The organism is Haloarcula mannanilytica, assembly GCF_005406125.1.
GTDB classification, from domain to species: Archaea; Halobacteriota; Halobacteria; order Halobacteriales; family Haloarculaceae; genus Haloarcula; species Haloarcula mannanilytica.
On the sequence record NZ_BIXZ01000001.1, the window covers coordinates 223,975 to 242,796 of the forward strand.

Sequence of the window (18,822 nt, forward strand, 5' to 3'; positions counted from 1 at the left end):
TTTTCAGCGGCCCAGTCAAAGCCGGGCGTATGGCAGACGATGAACCCGAAGACGCTGAGGAATCGGCGGACGCAAGCGAGGACGGCGGGGAAGAGAAGTCCTTCCGCGAGCGGGTCGAGGAGATCCGACAGCAGCGCGCCGAAGAGCGCGAAGAAGGCGAGGGCGACGGCGAAGAGATGAGCCGTGAAGAGCGCATGGAAGAGATGATGGGCGGCGGTGGCGGCCCCGGCGGTATGGGCGGGGGCAACCCCTTCGCGCAGATGATGGGCGGCATGATGGGCGGCGGCCCCGGCGGTCCCGGTCCGGGTGGCCCCGGCGGGATGGGCGGCGGCCCGCCAGGACAGCACGAGGAATCGGGCGGCAGCGACAACGAGGAACTCACCCGCGAAATCCGAAAGCTCCGGGACGAAGTCCACGACGTGCGACGGTCGCTCGACCGCATCGCCGACGCGCTCGAAGACTAACGGCGTCGACCCGCCGACGGTCTCAGTGCGCTACGGTTTCGAGTAGCGCATCACGCTCTCACCGGTGTCTGCTTACCGTTGAACAGTGGACCACTAATCCAATATCCGCGACTGCTACGCATCGGTGAACGAGACGCCGGTGATCTCGAACCGTGCGCCGCCGTCAGCGCTGTCGCCGACGCTGATCTCCCAGCCGTGTGCTTCTACGACTTGCTTGACGATACTCAGCCCGAACCCGGTCCCCGACGCGCCCGTCGAGTAGCCGGCCTCGAACACCGCGTCCCGGTCGTCTGCGGGGATACCGGGGCCGTCGTCGGCGACGTAGAACCCGTCGTCTAACGCCCCGACCGTGACGGTCACGTCTGCGCCGCCGTGCTCGACCGCGTTCCGAACGAGGTTCTCGAACAACTGCTTCAGGCGGCTCTCATTAGCCAGGATGGTCCGGTCGATGTCGGTGACGAGCGTGGCATCGGCCGTCTCGACGTTCGTCCAGCAACTTTCCACGAGCGGTGCGAGCGCGACCGGCTCGCGGTCGGTCACGGTCTCGCCGTCTCGGGCCAGCGTGAGCAGGTCCGTTATCAGCGTATCCATTCGCTCGTGTGCCCGCTCGATAGCCGCCAGGTGTTCGCTCTCGTGTTCCTCGCGTGCCAGCTGGAGCCGGCCCTGGGCGACGTTCAGGGGATTCCGCAGGTCGTGGGAGACGACGCTCGTAAACGCTTCGAGCCGGTCGTTGTGCTGTTCGAGTTCCCGTTCGCGGTCGCGCAACTGCTCGGTCCCTTCGACCTGTTGGAGTGCGCTTGTGATGTTTCCGGCCAGAAGCTCTCCGAGGACGGTGTCCCGCTGATCGAACCCCCCCGCCGTCTCCGAACCGGCCAGCAGAATGCCGTGCTCGCCGAGTGGGAGATACAACCCGCCCCGGATCCGCGTGTCCGAATTGTAAACGTCCGGATCGGCACGGACATCGTCGAGGGCAACCGCATCGCCGGACTCGAAGACACGCCACGCGATGCTGTCCCCGGGGCTGAACGTCGGCGGGTCGCCGATCAAATCGGCTGTCGCCTCCGAGGCGGCGACCGGCCGCAGGCACGGACCGCTCTCGTCATAGAGGTGGATCGTGTTCGCTTTGAGCCCCAACACGGTGCGTGCCGTCTCGACCCCGATCTCGGCGACTTCCTCGCGCGTGTCGGCCTGAATCAGTTCCCGCATCGATTCGCTGAGAGCCTCCAGACGTTGTTCGTGTTCCTTCCGTTCGGTAACGTCCTGCTGGAACCCAACGTAATTGACGACAGTTCCGTCGTCGTCGCGGACGGGCGCGATAGACACCTGATTCCAGAACATGGTCCCGTCTTTCCGGTAGTTCCGGAGTTCGACCGACACGGGTTCCTCCGCCTCGATTGCCGTCCGCATCGCGTCGACCGGCTCGGGCTCTGTCTCCTCGCCCTGGAGGAACCGGCAGTTCCGGCCCAGTACCTCTGACTCCGTGTAGCCGGTAATTTCAAGGAACTGCTTGTTTACGTAGATGAGCGAGTTGTCGTCCCCTCTGGTGGTGAGCGTGATTCCGACCGGTGCCTCTTCGATTGCGCGTTTGATCCGGGAAAGCTCCTGTTGGTCTTCCTGGCGGTCGGAGATGTCCCGGACCGTACAGACCAGCTCTCCGTGATCGGTCAACGCGAGCACGTGGTCTTCGGTGAACGTACTTCCGTCGGCACGGAGGCCTGTCGTCTCTCCGGTCCAGTAGCCGCTCTCCTCGACGGTCGGGATGATATCTTCGTAGATGCGCGGGATGTCCTCCTCCTGATACAGCAGCTCCCAGTGTTCACCGACCATCTCATCCGGGTCGTAGCCATAGAGGTCCGCATAGGCTTCGTTGACGAACACGAACCGCCCGTCTTCGTCGAGGATGCTGATCCCCTCCTGAGCGCTCTCGATGGCATCGAGCTGGCGGTTGCGCTCGCGTTTGACACGCTGGGACTCGACAGCGTTGGTGATGCGGTTTGCCAGCACCGTGTACTGGTCGGTGCCGCTCTCTTTCTGTAGATAATCGGTGACGCCGGCGGAAATAGCGTCGCTGGCGATCTCTTCGGAGCCCTTGCCGGTGTAGAGAATGAACGGGAGCGTGTCTGACTCCTCCCGGACGGCTTCGAGGAACCGGATGCCGTTCCGGTCGGGCATGTCGTAGTCCGAGACGACACAATCGATGTCGCTGTCTGCCAGGATGTCCAGCCCCGCTGTGGCACTCGTCGCAGTCTGTACGACGAACCGGTCGTCCTCGCGTTTGAGAAACGACGCCGTCATCTCGGCGAACCCTGGCTCGTCGTCGACGTGGAGAATGTGAATCGGATCAGGGGTCGTTGTCATAACTATGCTTGTTACTCCCGCATCAGTGGTGGGTGACTTAATAGGTTATCCTCAAACACGCGAACCGGACGCTAATCCTCGTTGGTGAGTCATGCGTACTGCTAGGACGCGTTTCATTGTGACTCTCTGCCGCTTCGCTACGGACTGTTGTGTGTGGCTATCCCTGACCGACCATATCGTCCTCGTCGTCCCACTCCTGCTCGCGGAGTTCGTACTTCTGGACTTTCCCCGTTGCCGTTGTGGGCAGTTTATCGACGAACTCGACGCGGCGGACGACCTTGTAGGTCGCCAGTTGCTCTCGGGTGAAGTTCCGGAGGTCCTCGGCCGTCACGCCCGGGTTGTCGGGGTCACCGGAGTCCGGGACGACGAAGGCTTTCGGCGTCTCGCCCCACTCGTCGCTCGGCGCGGGGATGACCGCAACGTCGCTGACAGCGTCGTGTTCGTAGAGGGTGTCCTCCAGTTCGATGCTGGAGATGTTCTCGCCGCCGGAGATGATGATGTCTTTCTTGCGGTCGCGGATGGCGATCATGCCGTCCTCGTCGACCGTCGCCAGATCGCCCATGTGGTAGTAGCCCTCCACGCGGTCCGAGAAGGCCTCCTCGGTCTGTTCGGGCTTGTTCCAGTAGCGGTCCATCACCTGATTGCCGCGGACGACGACCTCACCCAGCGTCTCGTCGTCGTGTGGCACGTCGTTGCCGTCCTCGTCGACGACCCGGACTTCCGTCCCGAGGTAGCCGATGCCCTGACGCTTCTTGACGCTGAAGCGGGCGTTGCTGCCGTCCTCGAAGAACCGTCGGGCGTCGGAGGTCGTGATGAGCGGACCGGTCTCGGTCGCGCCGTAGACGTGTTTCAGATACCAGCCGAAGTCGTCCTCAACGGTACGGATGACGGCCTCCGGCGGGGCACTGCCGGCCGTCGCGATGCGCACGTCGTTTGCCCCCGTCGTCTCGATGTCCCCGTCGTGGTCCGCGTAGCGGTCCGCGAGGATGTTCAACACTGTCGGCGCGCCACAGAGATAGGACACGTCCTCCGTTCTGACGGCGTCGAAGATGCCCGCCGCGTCGACGCCGCGGGTACAGACGTGTTTCGCGCCCATGCCGGTGACAGAGAAGATGTGGCCCCAGCCGTTGACGTGGAACATCGGCAGTGTCCAGAGGTACACGTCGTCGTCCGAGAGTTCCTGATGCAGCGCCACGAGGTAGGCGTGCAGCGTCTCGGTCCGGTGAGTCCGGACGACACCTTTCGGGTCGCCGGTCGTCCCGGAGGTGTAGTTGATGGTGATGTCGTCGTCTTCGTCCATCTCCGGACGCTCGTAGTCGGTGCCTGCTTCCTCGATGATTTCGTCGAAGGACTCCCAGTCGCCGTCGACGGCGTCCGTGTCGTTGGTCACGAAAATGTCCGTTGGCACCTCGTCACGAATCGCTTCGATCTTCTCGGCGTACTCGTAGTCCGCGTAGACGGCGGCGACTTCAGCATCGGAGAGGATATACTGGAAGTCGTCCGGCACCAGTCGGTAGTTCAGCGGCGTGTGGACCGCCCCCAGTTGCATGGTCCCGTAGGCCGCTTCGAGGTGGTAGTGCGTGTTCGGATCGAGCACGGCCACCCGGTCCCCCTTCTCGATGCCGCGAGCGGCCAGCGCCGCCGAGAAGCCATCGGCCCGCTCGCCGAACTCGTCGTAGGTGAATCGCTCCCCGGTCGTGGCGACGATGGCCTCCTCGTCCCCGTAGTACTCCCGCGCACGGTCGAGAAAATCCGTGGTAAGCAGTGGCTTGTGCATCTCACACTATCGTATGTTTAATTATGATAAAGTGGTTGTGGAACACCCCTGATATTGCTGTCACGTGTACGGGTCATATTTTGGGTGTCCGTGGAACCACAGTCGCTTTGGGGATAGCGTCCCCACGCTACGGCAATGAGTACAGCGACGGCGGACGTTTCGAAGCGGCGGGCGTGGCTGATGGCCGCGCGACCACAGACCCTGCCCGCCGGGGCCGCGCCGGTCATCGTGGGGATGGGGCTTGCGGTCCACGCCGGCGTCTTCGCCCCGTTGCCGGCGGTGGCGGCGCTGGTGGGCGCGTTGCTCATCCAGGTCGGAACGAACTTCGCGAACGACTACTACGACGCGGTGAAGGGGGCCGACACCGACGACCGCGAGGGGTTCACCCGCGTGACTGCCGGCGGTCTCATCGACGCCGAGGAGGTCAAACGAGCGATGATAGCGACCTACGGGCTCGCCGTCGTCGTCGGCGTCTACCTCGTCGCTGTCGGCGGCCTCCCAATCGTCGTCGTCGGCCTCTCGGGCATCGCCGCCGGGATTCTCTACACTGGCGGCCCGTTCCCCTACGGCTACCGCGGCCTCGGTGATCTGTTCGTGTTCGTCTACTTCGGCCTCGTCGCAGTCACCGGCACCTACTACGTGCAGGCCGTTGCGAGCGCCAGCGCTGTTGGGACGTTCCCGATGGCACTGCCGCCGGGGTCGGTCACGGCCGCCGCCATTACGGCGAGTCTCCCGGCCGCCGGCCTGTCGACGGCGATTCTGGTCGTCAACAACATCCGGGACCGCGAGACGGACCGCGCCGCGGGCAAGAAGACGCTGGCGGTGTACTTGGGTTATGGGTGGAGCCGTGTCGAGTTCCTGCTGATGGTCGGGATGGCCTACGTCGTCCCGGTCATCTTCGCCCTCGACAGTCAGTACGGCCTGCCCGCGCTCGCGCCGCTGCTGACCCTACCGCTGGCCGCGAGGATATTGAAAACAGTACTCACACGCACCGACGGCGAGGCGCTGAACCCGACGCTCGAACGGGTCGGGCAGACGCTGTTTGCCCATTCGGTCCTGTTCGCGCTGGGACTCGCCGCGCCACAGCTACTATGAGGGTCGACCCGTTCTCCGTCCCGCTGTCGAGTCCGCTGTCCACCGCTCGCGGGACGATTAGCGAACGCTCGGGGTTCGTCGTCCGCTACGACCACCGCGGCGAAACCGGTGTGGGCGAAGCGACGCCGCTTCCGGGGTGGACCGAATCCGTCGACGCCTGCCGTCGGGGGCTGACCGACGCGGCTGCGGTCGCCGAAGACGCCGGACACACGGACGTTCTTCTCTCGCTTGACGCCGCCTCCGTCCCCGCCGCCCGCCACGGCTTCGCAACCGCGCTGCTTGACGCGGACGCCAAGGCCGACGGCGTACCGCTGTACCAGTGGTTCGATTCCGAGCGGCAGTGCGACCGCGTCCCCGTCAACGCGACGGTTGGGGACGGGTCGCCGAGTGAAACCGCCGACGCCGTTGAGCAAGCTGTGAAGGCTGGCTACGACTGCTGTAAGCTCAAGGTGGGGAAGCGGACTGTCGACAAAGACATCGAACGCATCCGGACCGTCCGCGAGCGCGTGGGCGACGACGTGACCCTGCGGGCCGACGCCAACGGCGCGTGGTCCCGCGACCAAGCTGAAGATGCCTTCGACCGACTCGCCCCGCTGGACGTGGCCTACGTCGAACAGCCCCTCCCCGCCGACGACCTGGCCGGCCACGCAGCGCTCCGCGGCAACGGCGTCGGCGTTGCACTCGACGAATCGCTCGTTGACCGCCGTGTCGACAGCGTGCTCGACGCCGACGCGGCCGATGTGCTGATACTGAAACCGATGGTGCTGGGCGGTCCGGGCAACGCTCATACGCTGGCGTTGCGCGCCCGCGAGCAGGGCGTCGAGCCGGTGATCACGACGACCATCGACGCCGTCGTCGCCCGCCTCGCGGCGCTGCACGTCGCCGCGGCGATTCCCGATATCGGGGCCTGCGGCCTGGCAACTGGCGACCGACTGGCGGCCGACCTCGCCACGGATCCGACCACAATCACAGATGGCGCGATGTCGGTCCCACAGACGACCGGTCTCGGCCTGGACCCGGCGGAGGTGCAGCCAGATGCGTAATCCCGTCGAGTGGCCGACACAGGACCTCGTAACGCACCGCGCCGACGCGACACCAGACCGGATGGCGATGATCGCAGCGGACTCGGGAAACGCGGTCACCTACCGAAAACTCGACACCGCTGTCGATTCCGTGGCTGCCGACCTTGACCGGCGAAGAGAGGCGTCGGACGCGACCGTCGCAACGCTCCTGCCGACGCGACCGGCGGTCGGCACGCTCCTGTTCGCAGCGATGCGACTGGGCGCGACGCTCGCGCCGCTGAACGTCGAACTCGACGCAGCCACGCTCCGAACTCAGCTCTCGACGGTCGAAGCCGACCTGCTGGTCTGTGGGGACAACACCGCCGAACTGGCCGCCGAAACGGCTCCATGTCCGGTCGTCTCCGTCGACCGAGACCTGTCGGGAGCCGTCGCTACGGACCGCGCGCCTGCCGACGTATCGGCCGACGTGACCCCGGCAGCCCTGTCCCACGATGATACACAGCTCGTCATCTTCACCTCGGGGACCACCAGCGATCCGAAAGGCGTCCGGCTGACCGTCCGCAACCTCGTCGCCAGCGCCGTCGCGTCCTCGTACCGGCTGGGCGTCCTCCCGGACGACCGCTGGCTGGTCTGCCTGCCGACCTACCACATGGGTGGTCTGGCCCCATTCGTCCGGAGCGCGCTGTATGGCACCGGGGTCGTCGTCCAGCGCTCGTTTGACGCCGACGCGACACAGGATGTCATCTCCAACCGGTCGGTGACAGGCGTCTCGCTCGTCCCGACGATGCTCTCACGGCTGATTGAGGCGGGCTGGGAGCCGCCGACCTCGCTCCGGTTCGTCCTGCTGGGCGGCGGCCCGGCCAGCGAGGACCTCATCGAGCGGTGTCGGGAGCGAGGTATCCCTGTCTGTCCCACCTACGGGATGACCGAAACCGCCTCGCAGATAGCGACGGCGCGACCCGAGACGGCGTTCGAGCACGCCGGCACCGTCGGCCAGCCACTCGTGTGTACCGACGTGACGGTCGTCGCTGACGGCGACCCCTGCGACCCCGGCGAGCGCGGCGAGATCGTCGTCGACGGCCCGACGGTGACGCCGGGCTATCTGAACAGCGATGGCGAGGCGTTCGGTGACTACGGATTTCGGACCGGCGACATCGGCTATCGGGACGGGGACGGCCGTCTCTGGATAGAGGGCCGCGTCGACGACCAGATTGTGACCGGCGGAGAGAACGTCGATGCAAGCACGGTCGCCGCAACGATTCGCGACCATCCCGCGGTCGACGATGCGGCCGTCGTGGGGCTCTCCGACGACGAGTGGGGCCAGCGCGTCGCCGCACTGGTCGTTGGGGACGTGACGCCAGAAACCGTCCGCGAGCACTGCGACGACCGCCTCGCTGCCTACGAGGTCCCGAAGACGGTTCGGGTCGTTGACGGACTCCCGCGGACGGCTTCGGGCACTGTCGACCGCGAGGCCGTCCGGTCGCTACTCTCAGAAGCCGGCGACTCGTCCCGATAGTTCGGGATACCGAGCCAAGCGGTTTTCTACGTCCGCAGTGTACTGGGGCCTGTGTGTACGATTGTCCTCGCATGGCAGGTCTTCGACGGTACGCCGGTCGCAGTTGCGGCGAACCGCGACGAGCGACTGGACCGGCCATCACAGCCGCCACAACAGCGCCACTGGGGGAGTCGCGTCGTCGCACCGGCCGACGAGGAAGCCGACGGGACCTGGATCGGCTACAACGAACACGGTCTGCTGGCAGCGGTGACGAACCGCTGGGTCGACGCCGACCTGGCCGGCGACCGCTCGCGCGGCCTGCTCGTCCGGGACGCCCTGAGCCACGAGAGCGCGGAGTCAGCCGCTCGCGCCGTCGAACAGGCGACCAGAGAAGCTGAGTACGAGGGATTCAACCTTCTGCTGGCCGACGAGACCGCCGCCGTCCTGCTGGAGTGGGACGGCCAACTGGCGGTCCGGAACTTCCAGCCCGGCGTTCACGTCGTCGTCAACGTCGGCGCGGATGGCGACTACCGGATTCCGGCCCATCGGCCCGACGCAGGCGAGGAGCAAGCGAACAACGCGAGTCGGCTGCACGAGGCGCTCGCTCCGGAACCGGGCGAATCCGTCGACGAGTGGATCGACCGTGCGAGCGAGACCATCAGCGACCACGAGTACGGCGTCTGCGTTCACGGCGACGGCTTCGGCACGCGGTCGTCGTCGCTCATTACGCTGGGAGCCGACAAAACGTACCGGTACGCGGACGGGCCACCCTGCCGGACCCCCTACCGCCCGGTCGAAGGTCAGATTTAAGCGGCCGACTAACGGTATGCATAACACATGAGTTCAGCAGCCTCGGAGGCGGACCTTTCTGACGGCGAGCGGGCCGGGCTCGAACTGATTCGTGAGTCCGGCGGCATCCACCAGAGCGACTTCTGGAAGGAACTCGATGTCTCCTCACGGAAAGGGAGTCGCATCGTCGAGTCCCTGTTCGAGAAGAACCTCATCCAGCGCGAGGAGACGGTGTACGAGGGCCACAACACGTATTATCTCACTCCCGCGGCCCGTGACCTCGATTTCTCGCTCCTGATGGCGGGTGACCAGCTCTCGCCATTTATCGGCGACGAAGAAGTCGACCCTCACGACGACACCTTCTCGCAGTGGGTCATGACCCTCGCGTACGAGGACTGAGCGCGCAGTTGCTTCCGTCTCTGTCCGTTCTGCCGGTTCAGTAGTGCCACGGCACGTCGTCGAAGTCCGGCTTGCGGCCTTCGTTGAACGCGTCCCGTCCCTCCTGGGCCTCGTCGGTCATGTACGCCAGCCGCGTCGCCTCGCCGGCAAACACCTGCTGGCCGACCATGCCATCTGAGTCGAGATTGAACGCGTATTTCAGCATCCGCATCGCCGTCGGCGACTTCTCGTTCATCCGCTCAGCCCACTCGATGGCGGTGTCCTCTAGATCCTCGTGGGGCACGACCTCGTTGACCATCCCCATGTCGGCGGCTTCCGCGGCGTCATAGGTCTTCCCGAGGAAGAACACTTCGCGGGCCTTCTTCTGGCCGACCTGTCGCGCGAGATACGCCGAGCCGAAGCCGCCGTCGAAACTCCCCACGTCGGGGTCCGTCTGGAGGAACTTCGCGTGCTCCTCGCTGGCGAGCGTGAGGTCACAGACGACGTGCAGCGAGTGGCCGCCGCCGACGGCCCACCCCGGCACGACGGCGACGACGGGCTTGGGGATGTGTCGTATCTGGCGCTGGACTTCGAGGATGTGCAGGCGGCCGACGTTCTCGGGGGCATCGTCGGCCACACCGTCACTTTCGTCCGCGGCTCGCGGCTCGCTCTGCTCCCCGCTCGCCGTGTCCGAGTCGCGGGGCGACTCGCTGTACTCGTACCCGCTCTCGCCCCGAATGCTCTGGTCCCCGCCGGAGCAGAACGCCCAGCCGCCGTCTTTCGGCGACGGCCCGTTCCCAGTCAGGATGACACAGCCCACGTCGGTCTGTCGCTTGGCGTGGTCAAGCGCCGTTGCGAGTTCGTCGACCGTCTCCGGCCGGAAGGCGTTGCGCTTCTCCGGCCGGTCGAAGGCGATGCGGACCGCGCCCGTGTCAGTCGAGCGGTGATAGGTGATGTCGGTGAAGTCGAACCGGTCGATGGCAGTCCATCGCTCCGGGTCGAATAGCTCAGAGACCATACCGTGGCTCGGGACGGCCCTCGCAAAAAGATTCCTCGTACGCGCTCACTTCAGAGCAAACGCTTTGGTGACGCGCACATGAACCGACTAGCGATGCCCTCCACTCAGACCCGCCGCGCGGCGAAGGCGGCTCTCGCGGTTCTCTCGGTCGCTATCGTGCTGTACAGTCTGATTATCATCCAGCAGGTTCTCCTGGGAATTCTCGTCGGCGTGGTTCCCTGGATTCTCTACCTGTTCTTGCGCCTGCTCTGGGCGTTAGAGCGTATCGCGACGGCAATGGAACAGCGTGCGGAGGTGGACCGACGGCAGGCACGGCCGCCTGTCGGCGAAGATAGCCACACAGGCGAACACCAGCGGCCCCGCAGCGACGCAGGGGAGGAGGCGTCGAGTCGGAGTGAGTGAGGACGGACGGTCGAACAGCGCCGGAACGGCTTGGAAACGGGTGCTACCCCCGGCATGACAGAGACCTTCTACGATGTACTGGGCGTTTCAACCGACGCCTCGACGGCGGCAATCGAGGCGGCCTATCGAGAGCAACTGAAGGAGACCCATCCCGACGTAAGCGATTCGGCCGACGCCGGCAAGGCCACACAGCGGCTCATCGAGGCCCGCGACGTGCTCACCGACGAGGACGAACGGGCGCGATACGACCGGCTGGGACACGAGGCGTATGTCGCTGGCGAGACCAACGGAGCCGACGGCGGCAGCGACGTGGCTGAAGCGGCCCGGCGGGCGGGCTACGGGTCTGAATCGGCGACGGACCGGACCAAATCGAACGCTGACAAGCACACATCACGGACCAGTACCCGAGAGCGGGCACGGCGTGAGCGGGCCGCCAGAGACCGCGTCAAGGAGGACCGAAACGAGCACTCAACTGCCGACACCGGCGAGGGACAAACGGACGAACCGTCGGATGGGAAGACAGATGAGACAGCCGCCACAGCGGCGACCGACGACGCCTGGGACCCCGGCACGACGGCGACGAGTGGCTTCAGCGGGTCCGGTGGCAGCGGCACGGCTTGGAGTTCGTCGTCTGCGTACGCCGTCCGCCAGACCGACACCGTCGGCCGCGGCTCGCTTCTGGAGAAGCCAACCGGTCGGGAGCTGACCCTGTTTGCCATCACCTTCGCCCTCTACCCGGTGATGCTGTTCAGCGCCTTGCTCCCGGCGTTCCCGCTGTGGGTCAACGCGACAATCGGACTTTGTACCCTCTTCATGGTCGGCTACCTCCAGTCCGAGCCCACAATTGCGATCATGGTGTTCGGAAGCTGGAGCCTGACGACGACGGTGGTGTTGGTCACGCTGAACATCAGCGCGTTCTCGCTCGTCGGTGCGCTCGCGCTGTCGGGGACGTGGCTCCCGTTCGGGTTCTCGCTGTTGACGGCATCAGTACTCCGACTCTGAAAGCCGAAAATCAGTCTTCATCGAGGGCCGCAGCGACCTGTTCGGACAGTCGCTCCCGGACTGCGTGGCTGTCGCCAGCGTCGAATTGGACCTCAATGACCTGCGTTCCATCTGTCTGGACCGACTCGCCGAACCGCTCGCGGAACTGCCGGCGGCCGGTCGCCCGCTCGAACTCCAGCGCGTAGAGGGCCTCCGTCGGTTCGAAATCGAGGCCGTGTGGCGTCCGGAACTGGTCCTCGAAGGTGGGGTGGTCCTCGATAGGGAGCATGTGGAAGATGCCGCCGCCGTCGTTGTTAACGAGGACGACCGTCGCGTCCACGGCACAGCGACCGAGCGCGAGCAGCCCGTTCATGTCGTGGTAGTACGCCAGGTCGCCGGTGACGAGCACGAGCGGGTCCGCCGTCGCGCTGCCGGCCCCCAGCGCCGTCGAGGTGATCCCGTCGATACCGCTGGCCCCGCGGTTGCCCAGCACGGTCAGGTCGGCGTCGCGTGGCCGGCCGAAGCGGTCCATGTCCCGTATCGGCATGCTGTTCGAGACGAACACCGTCGCCGGGTCCGGGGCCAACGCCGCCACGTCCGCGAGGACGCCCCCTTCCCAATAGGTCTCTGTGAGAGTATTGTCGACGGTGTCCCAGTGGACGCGCTCCGCCCTGGCGAACTGCTCGCGCCATGCTGCCTTGACACCACCCACGGTCTCTGCTGCAAGCGCGTCTGCGGTCGCGTCAGGGTCGGCAACGAGCAGGTCCGTCGCCGTGAACTCCGCCTCCGGCCAGCCGCCGGTCGGGTCGACGACGAACTGCCGGCAATCGGCGTCCCGGAGATACTGCCGGAGCGGCTTCGAGGTCGGTGACGCGCCGAAGCGGACGACGACATCGGGGTCGCCCCACCGCTTGACGCCGTCGCTTCCGAGATAGCCGTCGTAGCCGCCACAGACCGGCACGTCGAGGCGGTCGACGTGCGGGCCGAACCGCAGGTCAGAGAGCGGGTCCGCAAGCACCGGGAAGCCGGTCGCCGACGCCAGCCGGGTCAGCGAGTCAGCGCTGAGTCCGGTATCGGCCGGCCCGGCGACGATGAGGCCCCGTTCGGCGGACCGAAGTACGTCTTGAACGCGGCGGACCGTCCGCTCGTCCGGCGAAGTGACACCCTCGCTCGTCGTGACGAACGGGCCGTCCCGGCCGGTTTCGGCCGCGTCGTCGCCGCTCGCCCAGTCCGTCGGCACGCCCGCCGGGTCGTTGTCGGCCACCGGCGTCGGTTCCAGCGGCTTCCGGAACCGACAGTTCAGGTGAACCGGGCCGGGGTCGGCTCCGGTACTCTTTGCGAGTGCGCGGGCCGCCGTGGTCCGCAACATTCGCATCTTCCGGGGTTCGGCCTCGGGTTCAGGCATGTCCCGATACCAGCGGACGGCGTCGCCGTACAGCTTCTCCTGGTCGACGGTCTGGTTCGCCCCGCTGTCGATGAGTTCGGGCGGCCGGTCCGCCGTCAGCAAGAGCAGCGGGACGCCCGACTGATTCGCTTCGATGACCGCCGGGTGGTAGTTCGCCGCAGCGGTGCCGGAGGTACAGACCAGCGGCGTGGGCTCGCCGGTCCGGCGGGCGCGTCCCAGCGCGAAGAAGGCCGCCGACCGCTCATCGAGGTGGGAGAACACGTCGATGTCGGGGTGCTCGGCGAAGGCCACGGTCAGCGGCGTCGAGCGGCTCCCTGGCGAGAGACACACCGCCTCAACACCGCCCGCGACGAGTTCGGACACGAGCGTCTCCGCCCACAGCGTGTTGACGTTCGGAGCGGTCATTCTAGCTCGTCGAGTATCGGCCGGTATTTGAGCTGGACCTCGTCCCACTCGCGGTCGGGGTCGCTGTCCGCGACGATGCCCGCGCCCGCAAACAGGGTCGCCTCTCGCTCCGTGGCGACGGCCGAGCGAAGGCCCACGGCGAAGGTCCCGTTGCCGGCGGCGTCGACCCAGCCGATGGGGGCGGCGTACCAGCCGCGGTCAAACGCCTCCGTCTCGCGGATGGTCCGCAGCGCCGCGTCCGGTGGCAGCCCGCCCACAGCGGGCGTCGGGTGCAGCGCCTCGACCAGCGAAAGGACGTGCTCGTCGTCGTCGAGTTCGGCCGTTATCGACGTGCGGAGGTGCTGGACCGTGGCGAGCCGGCGGATGGTCCGGTCGCCGATGCGGACCGTCGAGGCAAACGGTTCGAGCTGGTCCCGTATCGCGTCAGCGACGAGCTTGTGCTCGTGGCGGTCCTTCTCGCTCTCTAAGAGTTCGGCGGCGAGCCACTCGTCCTCGGCGGGCGTGTCGCCCCGCCCCGTCGAGCCGGCCAGGGCCTCTGTGCGGACGGTTCGCCCGCGGACCGAGACCAGCCGCTCCGGCGTCGCGCCGAAGAAGGTGCCGCCGGACTCCGGCGACAGCATGAAGCGATAACAGTCCGGGTACGTCCGGGAGAGTCGCGCCATCACGTCGGGAACTGACAGGTCCGCCTCCAGCGCGACTTTCAGGCTCTGTGCGAGGACGACCTTCTGGAGGTCGCCGCGGTCGACGCCGGAGATGGCGGCCGATACCTGCTCGCGCCAGCCGTCCCGTGTCGGCGTTCGCTCCCGGTGTGAGATTCCCGGCGGTGGCCCAGGTTCACGCTCGGAGTGGTCGGCCAGCCTGTCCCGCCATTCGTCGAGCAGTGCCTCCGCCTCCGCGGCGGCCTCGGGTCCCGTCGCGGTCGCCGTGAGCCAGGCGTCGTCGTCCCTGACGGTGACCTGTATCTCGGGGAGGAAAAACGCCGCGCCGGGAAACCCGTCCCATGGGGAGTCGCCCCCCTCGTGGCTCCCGTTGTGGAAGGCGAACCCGCCGAACGCTCGCGGTCGGGCGACGCTCGGGAGACGGTCGGGGACCGAACAGTCCTCGAACAGCGCTTCGACCGCCGCTTGCACGTCGCCGAACCGCGACTGCCCGCCGGCAGTCACGGTCGCCGCGCTCCCGCGGGCCGCGATTGACTCTGTACCGGCCGCCCAGAAGAACCGGGGGCGGGCGTCCGTTTCGAGGACCGCCCGCACCGGTGCGTCGTCGAGGCGACACCCGCGTGCGACGACCGTTGTCTCACCAACCGTCGTCCCGTCACCACGCAGTGGTTCCATCAGCCATGCCTTAGGATTGCGCACCTTTGAGCCTAACTATACGCTCGATTCCGGACGACGGCCGCAGTCGCGTTTTCGACAGCGCTCGACCGACGCAGACCGTTGTTCGGGGTCGCTCCCGGGCATTTATCTTCAAGGAAATTAATCTCTCTCTTCGCGAATTTCGTCTCTGCGTTCTACAATTGTAATTCTGCAATCTACGAACACACCCCCGTCAGGTTTAAATAGGGCATAGTCGAAGCCCCCTATGTTGCGATGCCTAAGGTAGAGATCAATATCCCGGAACACCTGGAGATGCAGATCGCGCAGCTCGTCGAGAAAGGCGAGTTCCTCAACCGAGAGGAAGCAATCGAAGACCTCCTATCGACCGGGCTCAAGGCGTACAAAACCTCCGGACCACAGGACGAAGACGAGGAGCCAGGGTTCGAAGAAGACGGCATGATGGGTCACGACGACGAGTACGTCTTCTGAAAATACAGGCGTGAGAGTCTGGTATCCCTTCTCAAGCAATTCTTATGGATGTGCCGCCACGTACTATAGCCATGCACAAAGACGAGCTTCTCGAACTTCACGAGCAGATGGTGACGATTATGGAGTACTTCCGCGATGACATGGACTCGGTCGATCCCGAGCTGTTTGACGCCTACCAGGAACTCGACGTACGCCCCTCGGACGTACACAAATCAAAGAGCGAGCACAAACACGCCGTGTTCGTGCTCGGGAACTCGCTGGCGACGGCGATGAGCGAAGACGAGTTCTCGGACGCGGGCCGGGTCAGCAAGCGGATGCAGGAACTGGCCGAGGACGCCGAGCGGAAACTGTAACCGCGACGCCGACTCTCTCTCGTCTTTACTGCAGCCGTTCTTTCTTCCCGTCGTTATTCCGTCTTGCCGTCGAGTTCGGTGAACAGCTCCGGGTTCGTTCGGAACTTCAGGACGTTGTGGACGACTGAGTTCCGGACGTTCTGGATCACGTCGCCGTGTTCCTTGTAGAACTCGTGTATCCAGCGCGACTCGGCTTTCCGGCTCGTGAACATCATCACTGACTTCCACTGATATTCGCCGTCAGAGAGGAAGTAAAACAGCGTGTGCCGGTCGTCGCGGATGGACACCATCGCGTCGTGCCAGGAGTCCGCGAAATGTTCGGGATTGAATTTGAACTCGAACAGGGCGAAGTTGAACAGCTCCTCGTTCGGGACGATGGTCTCACGGAAGACCCCTTCGTCGCGCATCTTCCGGATCGATTCGCTGACGGTCACGTGGGACACGTCGATGTCGTACTTCGATTCCAGCAGGTCCGCGATCTCGCGGGACGACCGCTGGGGATCCGCCGCCAGCTCACGCAAAACGTACCTGTCCCGCTCGGTGAACTCCCAGTCCGGGGTATCGGTCATGCTGTGGCCTCCACAGTATCGGTGGTGCAAGCACGGCCACTCGCGCCGTCGGTGGCCGGTCGTGGTAGCGTGGGGAAAATTGTCGGTACCATCTGTCTGTTTGCTATCGCACGGTCGCTGAATCAGTGGTGATGACGGCCACCGTAATCACTTTACTGGCCCCGAAAGTCCGGGTCGCGTTTCTCGACGAACGCAGTCGCGCCCTCCTCGTGGTCGTCAGTCGTGAACGCGACACCCTGGGCGGTGGCCTCGTTTTCGAGCGCCTCCTCCAGTGAACTGTCCAGGCTGCGGTTGACCAGTCGCTTGGCGTGGCCGAGTGCGACCGTCGGTCCCGAGGCGATGTCGTCGACGAGCGCCGACGCCTCCGACTCAAAGGTTTCCGCGTCGAACAGCTTTGTGAACAGCCCGAGTTCGTGGGCGGTCTCGGCGTCAAGAAGTTCACCGGTAAAGAGGAGTTCCTTGGCTTTGTTCGGGCCGACGATCCGCGGGAGGAAGTAGGACACCCCGGAGTCACTCGCCAGGCCGACCTGACGGAAGCCAAAGCCGATCTTGGCATCCGTACTCGCGACCTGTAGATCACAGGCGAGCGCGAGTCCAGCACCGGCACCGAAGGCGGGACCGTCGAGCTTCGCCACGACCGGGAGCGGACAGCTGTGGACGGTCCGAATCGCCTCGTGGAGCGACGAGACAACCAGCTCGACCCGCTCGGCAGGCGGTTGCTCGTCGTTCACCCCTTCGAGCATCGCGTCGATGTCGCCGCCGGCACAGAACGCGGGACCTGCCCCCTCCAGTACGACACACCGGGCGTCGCTGTCGGCCGCCGACTCGAACCGGTCGATGAGTGCCTCAGCCGTCGCTTTCGAGAGCGCGTTTCGCGCTTCCGGTCGATTCAACGTCACTGTGGCTACGTCCCCCGCTGTCGACACCGTCACGGTCGCGTCGTCCATGCGTGTGCGCTCACCCGGCTGGAAGATAACAGTGGTGTTTGTCACCACTCCTCAGACCAACATCGTTTGGCGGTACCTTTTCGCGGGACTGGGCCGTGGTACGTGTATGCGCCTGCACTGGCATCGCCGTGACCTGCGGGCGGCGGACAACGCCGGCCTCGCCGCGGCGACTCCGTCCGACCCGGTCGTCCCGGTGTTCGTCTTCGACAGGGCCGTCCTCGACCACGCTGGGCCGCCGCGGGTCGCGTTCATGCTGGACGCCCTCGACAGTCTACGCGAGTGGTACCGCGAGCGCGGCAGCGACCTCGTCATCGCCGAGGGGGACCCCACGGCTGTCCTGCCGGACCTGGCAGCCGAGTACGGCGCGGAGAAAGTCACCTGGGGGAAAGATTACTCCGGGCTCGCACGCGAGCGCGACGCCGCCGTTCGGCAGGCATTGGACGACGAAAACGTCGCCCGCGGGGCCGTCCAGAACGCCGTGTTGCACGAGCCGGGCGAAATAACCACGAACGACGGCGACCCCTACAGCGTCTTCACCTACTTCGGGCGGAAGTGGCACGACCGCGAGAAAGCACAACCATCCGACCCCCCGTCCGCCGACGTGCTGGCCGATGTCGACGGGGACGCACTGCCGACGCTTGCCGACCTGGGCTTCGGGGAGCCAGCAGCGGAGGTCCCAGCGGCGGGGACCAACGAAGCCCGCGCGCTGCTCGATGACTTTCTCGATGAAAACGTCTACAACTACGAACAGCGACGGGACTTCCCGGCCGACGAGTGTACCTCCCGGCTCTCACCCCATCTGAAGTTCGGGACAATCGGCATACGGGAAGTGTACGACCGCACCGAGGCCGCCAAGGACGGCACCGACGGCGACCGCCGTGAGTCCGTACGGGAGTTCCAGTCCCAGCTGGCCTGGCGGGAGTTCTACACGCAGGTGCTGTTTGCCCACCCAAACGTCGTCAGTTCGAACTACAAGACCTACGAGAACCCCATCGAGTGGGAGAACGACGAGGAGTTGCTGCAGGCCTGGAAAGACGGCGAGACGGGCTATCCCATCGTCGACGCCGGAATGCGACAGCTCCGAGAGGAGGCGTTCATGCACAACCGCGTCCGAATGATCGTCGCTTCCTTCCTCACCAAGGACCTGCTCATCGATTGGCGACACGGCTACGAGTGGTTCCGGGAGAAGCTGGTCGACCACGACACGGCCAACGACAACGGTGGCTGGCAGTGGGCGGCTTCGACCGGGACTGATGCCCAGCCGTACTTCCGTATCTTCAACCCGATGACCCAGGGCGAAGACTACGACCCGGACGCCGCGTACATCAAAGAATACGTGCCAGAACTCCGGGACGCCGACCCGCAGATCATCCACGAGTGGAACGACTGTTCGCTCACCCAGCGGCGCAACGCCGCACCGGAGTATCCGGACCCGGTCGTCGACCACAGCGAGCGCCGCGAGCAGGCCCTGGCGATGTTTGAGCGGGCCAGGGGCGACGAGTAGGCCGGTTCGTTCCGCTTCGCTGTACTCTCCCGAACGCTTACACCCGATACGGAGC

At 65.6% G+C, this 18,822-nt stretch carries 18 protein-coding genes; 11 read left to right on the forward strand and 7 right to left on the reverse strand.

The window, feature by feature from the left end:
• Positions 1–29: 29 nt before the first annotated feature.
• Positions 30–464, forward strand: a complete 435-nt coding sequence (locus Harman_RS01075; protein ID WP_137681980.1) for a hypothetical protein — start codon at positions 30–32, stop codon at positions 462–464.
• 114 nt (positions 465–578) lie between these two features.
• Here Harman_RS01075 and Harman_RS01080 read toward each other — a convergent pair whose 3' ends face one another.
• Both Harman_RS01080 and Harman_RS01085 read right to left on the reverse strand, forming a co-directional pair.
• A complete protein-coding gene (locus Harman_RS01080) occupies positions 579–2,822 on the reverse strand; it encodes a hybrid sensor histidine kinase/response regulator (RefSeq protein WP_137681981.1) in 2,244 nt (747 codons plus the stop codon).
• A 157-nt stretch (positions 2,823–2,979) separates the two neighbouring features.
• Positions 2,980–4,599, reverse strand: a complete 1,620-nt coding sequence (locus Harman_RS01085; RefSeq protein WP_137681982.1) for a long-chain-fatty-acid--CoA ligase — start codon at positions 4,597–4,599, stop codon at positions 2,980–2,982.
• Positions 4,600–4,734: 135 nt separating this feature from the next.
• Here Harman_RS01085 and Harman_RS01090 point away from each other — a divergent pair, with 135 nt between their 5' ends.
• From Harman_RS01090 to Harman_RS01110, 5 genes are read left to right on the forward strand one after another with little or no spacing between them, the layout of a single operon-like run.
• The gene (locus Harman_RS01090; RefSeq protein ID WP_137681983.1) at positions 4,735–5,694 is read left to right on the forward strand and encodes a 1,4-dihydroxy-2-naphthoate polyprenyltransferase; all 960 of its coding nucleotides are present in this window, start codon (positions 4,735–4,737) and stop codon (positions 5,692–5,694) included.
• On the forward strand, positions 5,691–6,737 hold the full coding sequence (locus Harman_RS01095) for a mandelate racemase/muconate lactonizing enzyme family protein (protein ID WP_137681984.1): 1,047 nt from the start codon (positions 5,691–5,693) through the stop codon (positions 6,735–6,737). Before Harman_RS01090 ends, Harman_RS01095 begins: the two co-directional genes overlap by 4 nt.
• Entirely contained in the window at positions 6,730–8,232 is a 1,503-nt protein-coding gene (locus tag Harman_RS01100) for an AMP-binding protein (protein ID WP_137681985.1), read from the forward strand. Before Harman_RS01095 ends, Harman_RS01100 begins: the two co-directional genes overlap by 8 nt.
• Before the next feature lie 51 nt (positions 8,233–8,283).
• A complete protein-coding gene (locus Harman_RS01105) occupies positions 8,284–9,021 on the forward strand; it encodes an NRDE family protein (RefSeq protein WP_137681986.1) in 738 nt (245 codons plus the stop codon).
• Positions 9,022–9,048: 27 nt separating this feature from the next.
• Positions 9,049–9,399 (forward strand): helix-turn-helix transcriptional regulator, encoded by a 351-nt coding sequence (locus Harman_RS01110; RefSeq protein WP_137681987.1) that lies wholly within the window; start codon positions 9,049–9,051, stop codon positions 9,397–9,399.
• A gap of 37 nt (positions 9,400–9,436) precedes the next feature.
• On the opposite strand, the gene Harman_RS01115 is transcribed toward Harman_RS01110, so the two are convergent.
• Positions 9,437–10,396 (reverse strand): 1,4-dihydroxy-2-naphthoyl-CoA synthase, encoded by a 960-nt coding sequence (locus Harman_RS01115; protein WP_137681988.1) that lies wholly within the window; start codon positions 10,394–10,396, stop codon positions 9,437–9,439.
• A 93-nt stretch (positions 10,397–10,489) separates the two neighbouring features.
• Between Harman_RS01115 and Harman_RS01120 the strand changes: the two genes are divergently transcribed.
• Both Harman_RS01120 and Harman_RS01125 read left to right on the forward strand, forming a co-directional pair.
• Positions 10,490–10,798, forward strand: a complete 309-nt coding sequence (locus Harman_RS01120) for a hypothetical protein (RefSeq protein ID WP_137681989.1) — start codon at positions 10,490–10,492, stop codon at positions 10,796–10,798.
• Between the two features lie 54 nt (positions 10,799–10,852).
• Positions 10,853–11,800: a J domain-containing protein gene (locus Harman_RS01125; RefSeq protein ID WP_137681990.1), complete on the forward strand. Its 948-nt coding sequence runs from the start codon at positions 10,853–10,855 to the stop codon at positions 11,798–11,800.
• Between the two features lie 10 nt (positions 11,801–11,810).
• Here Harman_RS01125 and menD read toward each other — a convergent pair whose 3' ends face one another.
• Both menD and Harman_RS01135 read right to left on the reverse strand, forming a co-directional pair.
• Positions 11,811–13,589 (reverse strand): 2-succinyl-5-enolpyruvyl-6-hydroxy-3-cyclohexene-1-carboxylic-acid synthase, encoded by a 1,779-nt coding sequence (menD, locus tag Harman_RS01130; protein WP_137681991.1) that lies wholly within the window; start codon positions 13,587–13,589, stop codon positions 11,811–11,813.
• Positions 13,586–14,923: an isochorismate synthase gene (locus tag Harman_RS01135; protein WP_137681992.1), complete on the reverse strand. Its 1,338-nt coding sequence runs from the start codon at positions 14,921–14,923 to the stop codon at positions 13,586–13,588. The genes menD and Harman_RS01135 overlap by 4 nt, the downstream gene beginning before the upstream one ends.
• A gap of 255 nt (positions 14,924–15,178) precedes the next feature.
• On the opposite strand from Harman_RS01135, the gene Harman_RS01140 reads away from it, so the two are divergent.
• Together Harman_RS01140 and Harman_RS01145 are read left to right on the forward strand one after the other, a co-directional pair.
• The gene (locus Harman_RS01140) at positions 15,179–15,394 is read left to right on the forward strand and encodes a ribbon-helix-helix domain-containing protein (protein ID WP_004517946.1); all 216 of its coding nucleotides are present in this window, start codon (positions 15,179–15,181) and stop codon (positions 15,392–15,394) included.
• Positions 15,395–15,465: 71 nt separating this feature from the next.
• Positions 15,466–15,747 carry a UPF0058 family protein gene (locus Harman_RS01145; RefSeq protein WP_137681993.1) on the forward strand — a complete coding sequence of 94 codons (282 nt, stop codon included), beginning with the start codon at positions 15,466–15,468 and terminating at the stop codon, positions 15,745–15,747.
• 53 nt (positions 15,748–15,800) lie between these two features.
• Here Harman_RS01145 and Harman_RS01150 read toward each other — a convergent pair whose 3' ends face one another.
• A complete protein-coding gene (locus tag Harman_RS01150) occupies positions 15,801–16,316 on the reverse strand; it encodes an Lrp/AsnC family transcriptional regulator (protein WP_137681994.1) in 516 nt (171 codons plus the stop codon).
• A 152-nt stretch (positions 16,317–16,468) separates the two neighbouring features.
• Positions 16,469–17,263 (reverse strand): enoyl-CoA hydratase/isomerase family protein, encoded by a 795-nt coding sequence (locus tag Harman_RS01155; RefSeq protein ID WP_137681995.1) that lies wholly within the window; start codon positions 17,261–17,263, stop codon positions 16,469–16,471.
• Between the two features lie 106 nt (positions 17,264–17,369).
• Here Harman_RS01155 and Harman_RS01160 point away from each other — a divergent pair, with 106 nt between their 5' ends.
• The gene (locus Harman_RS01160) at positions 17,370–18,767 is read left to right on the forward strand and encodes a cryptochrome/photolyase family protein (protein WP_137681996.1); all 1,398 of its coding nucleotides are present in this window, start codon (positions 17,370–17,372) and stop codon (positions 18,765–18,767) included.
• The last annotated feature ends 55 nt before the right edge of the window (positions 18,768–18,822 follow it).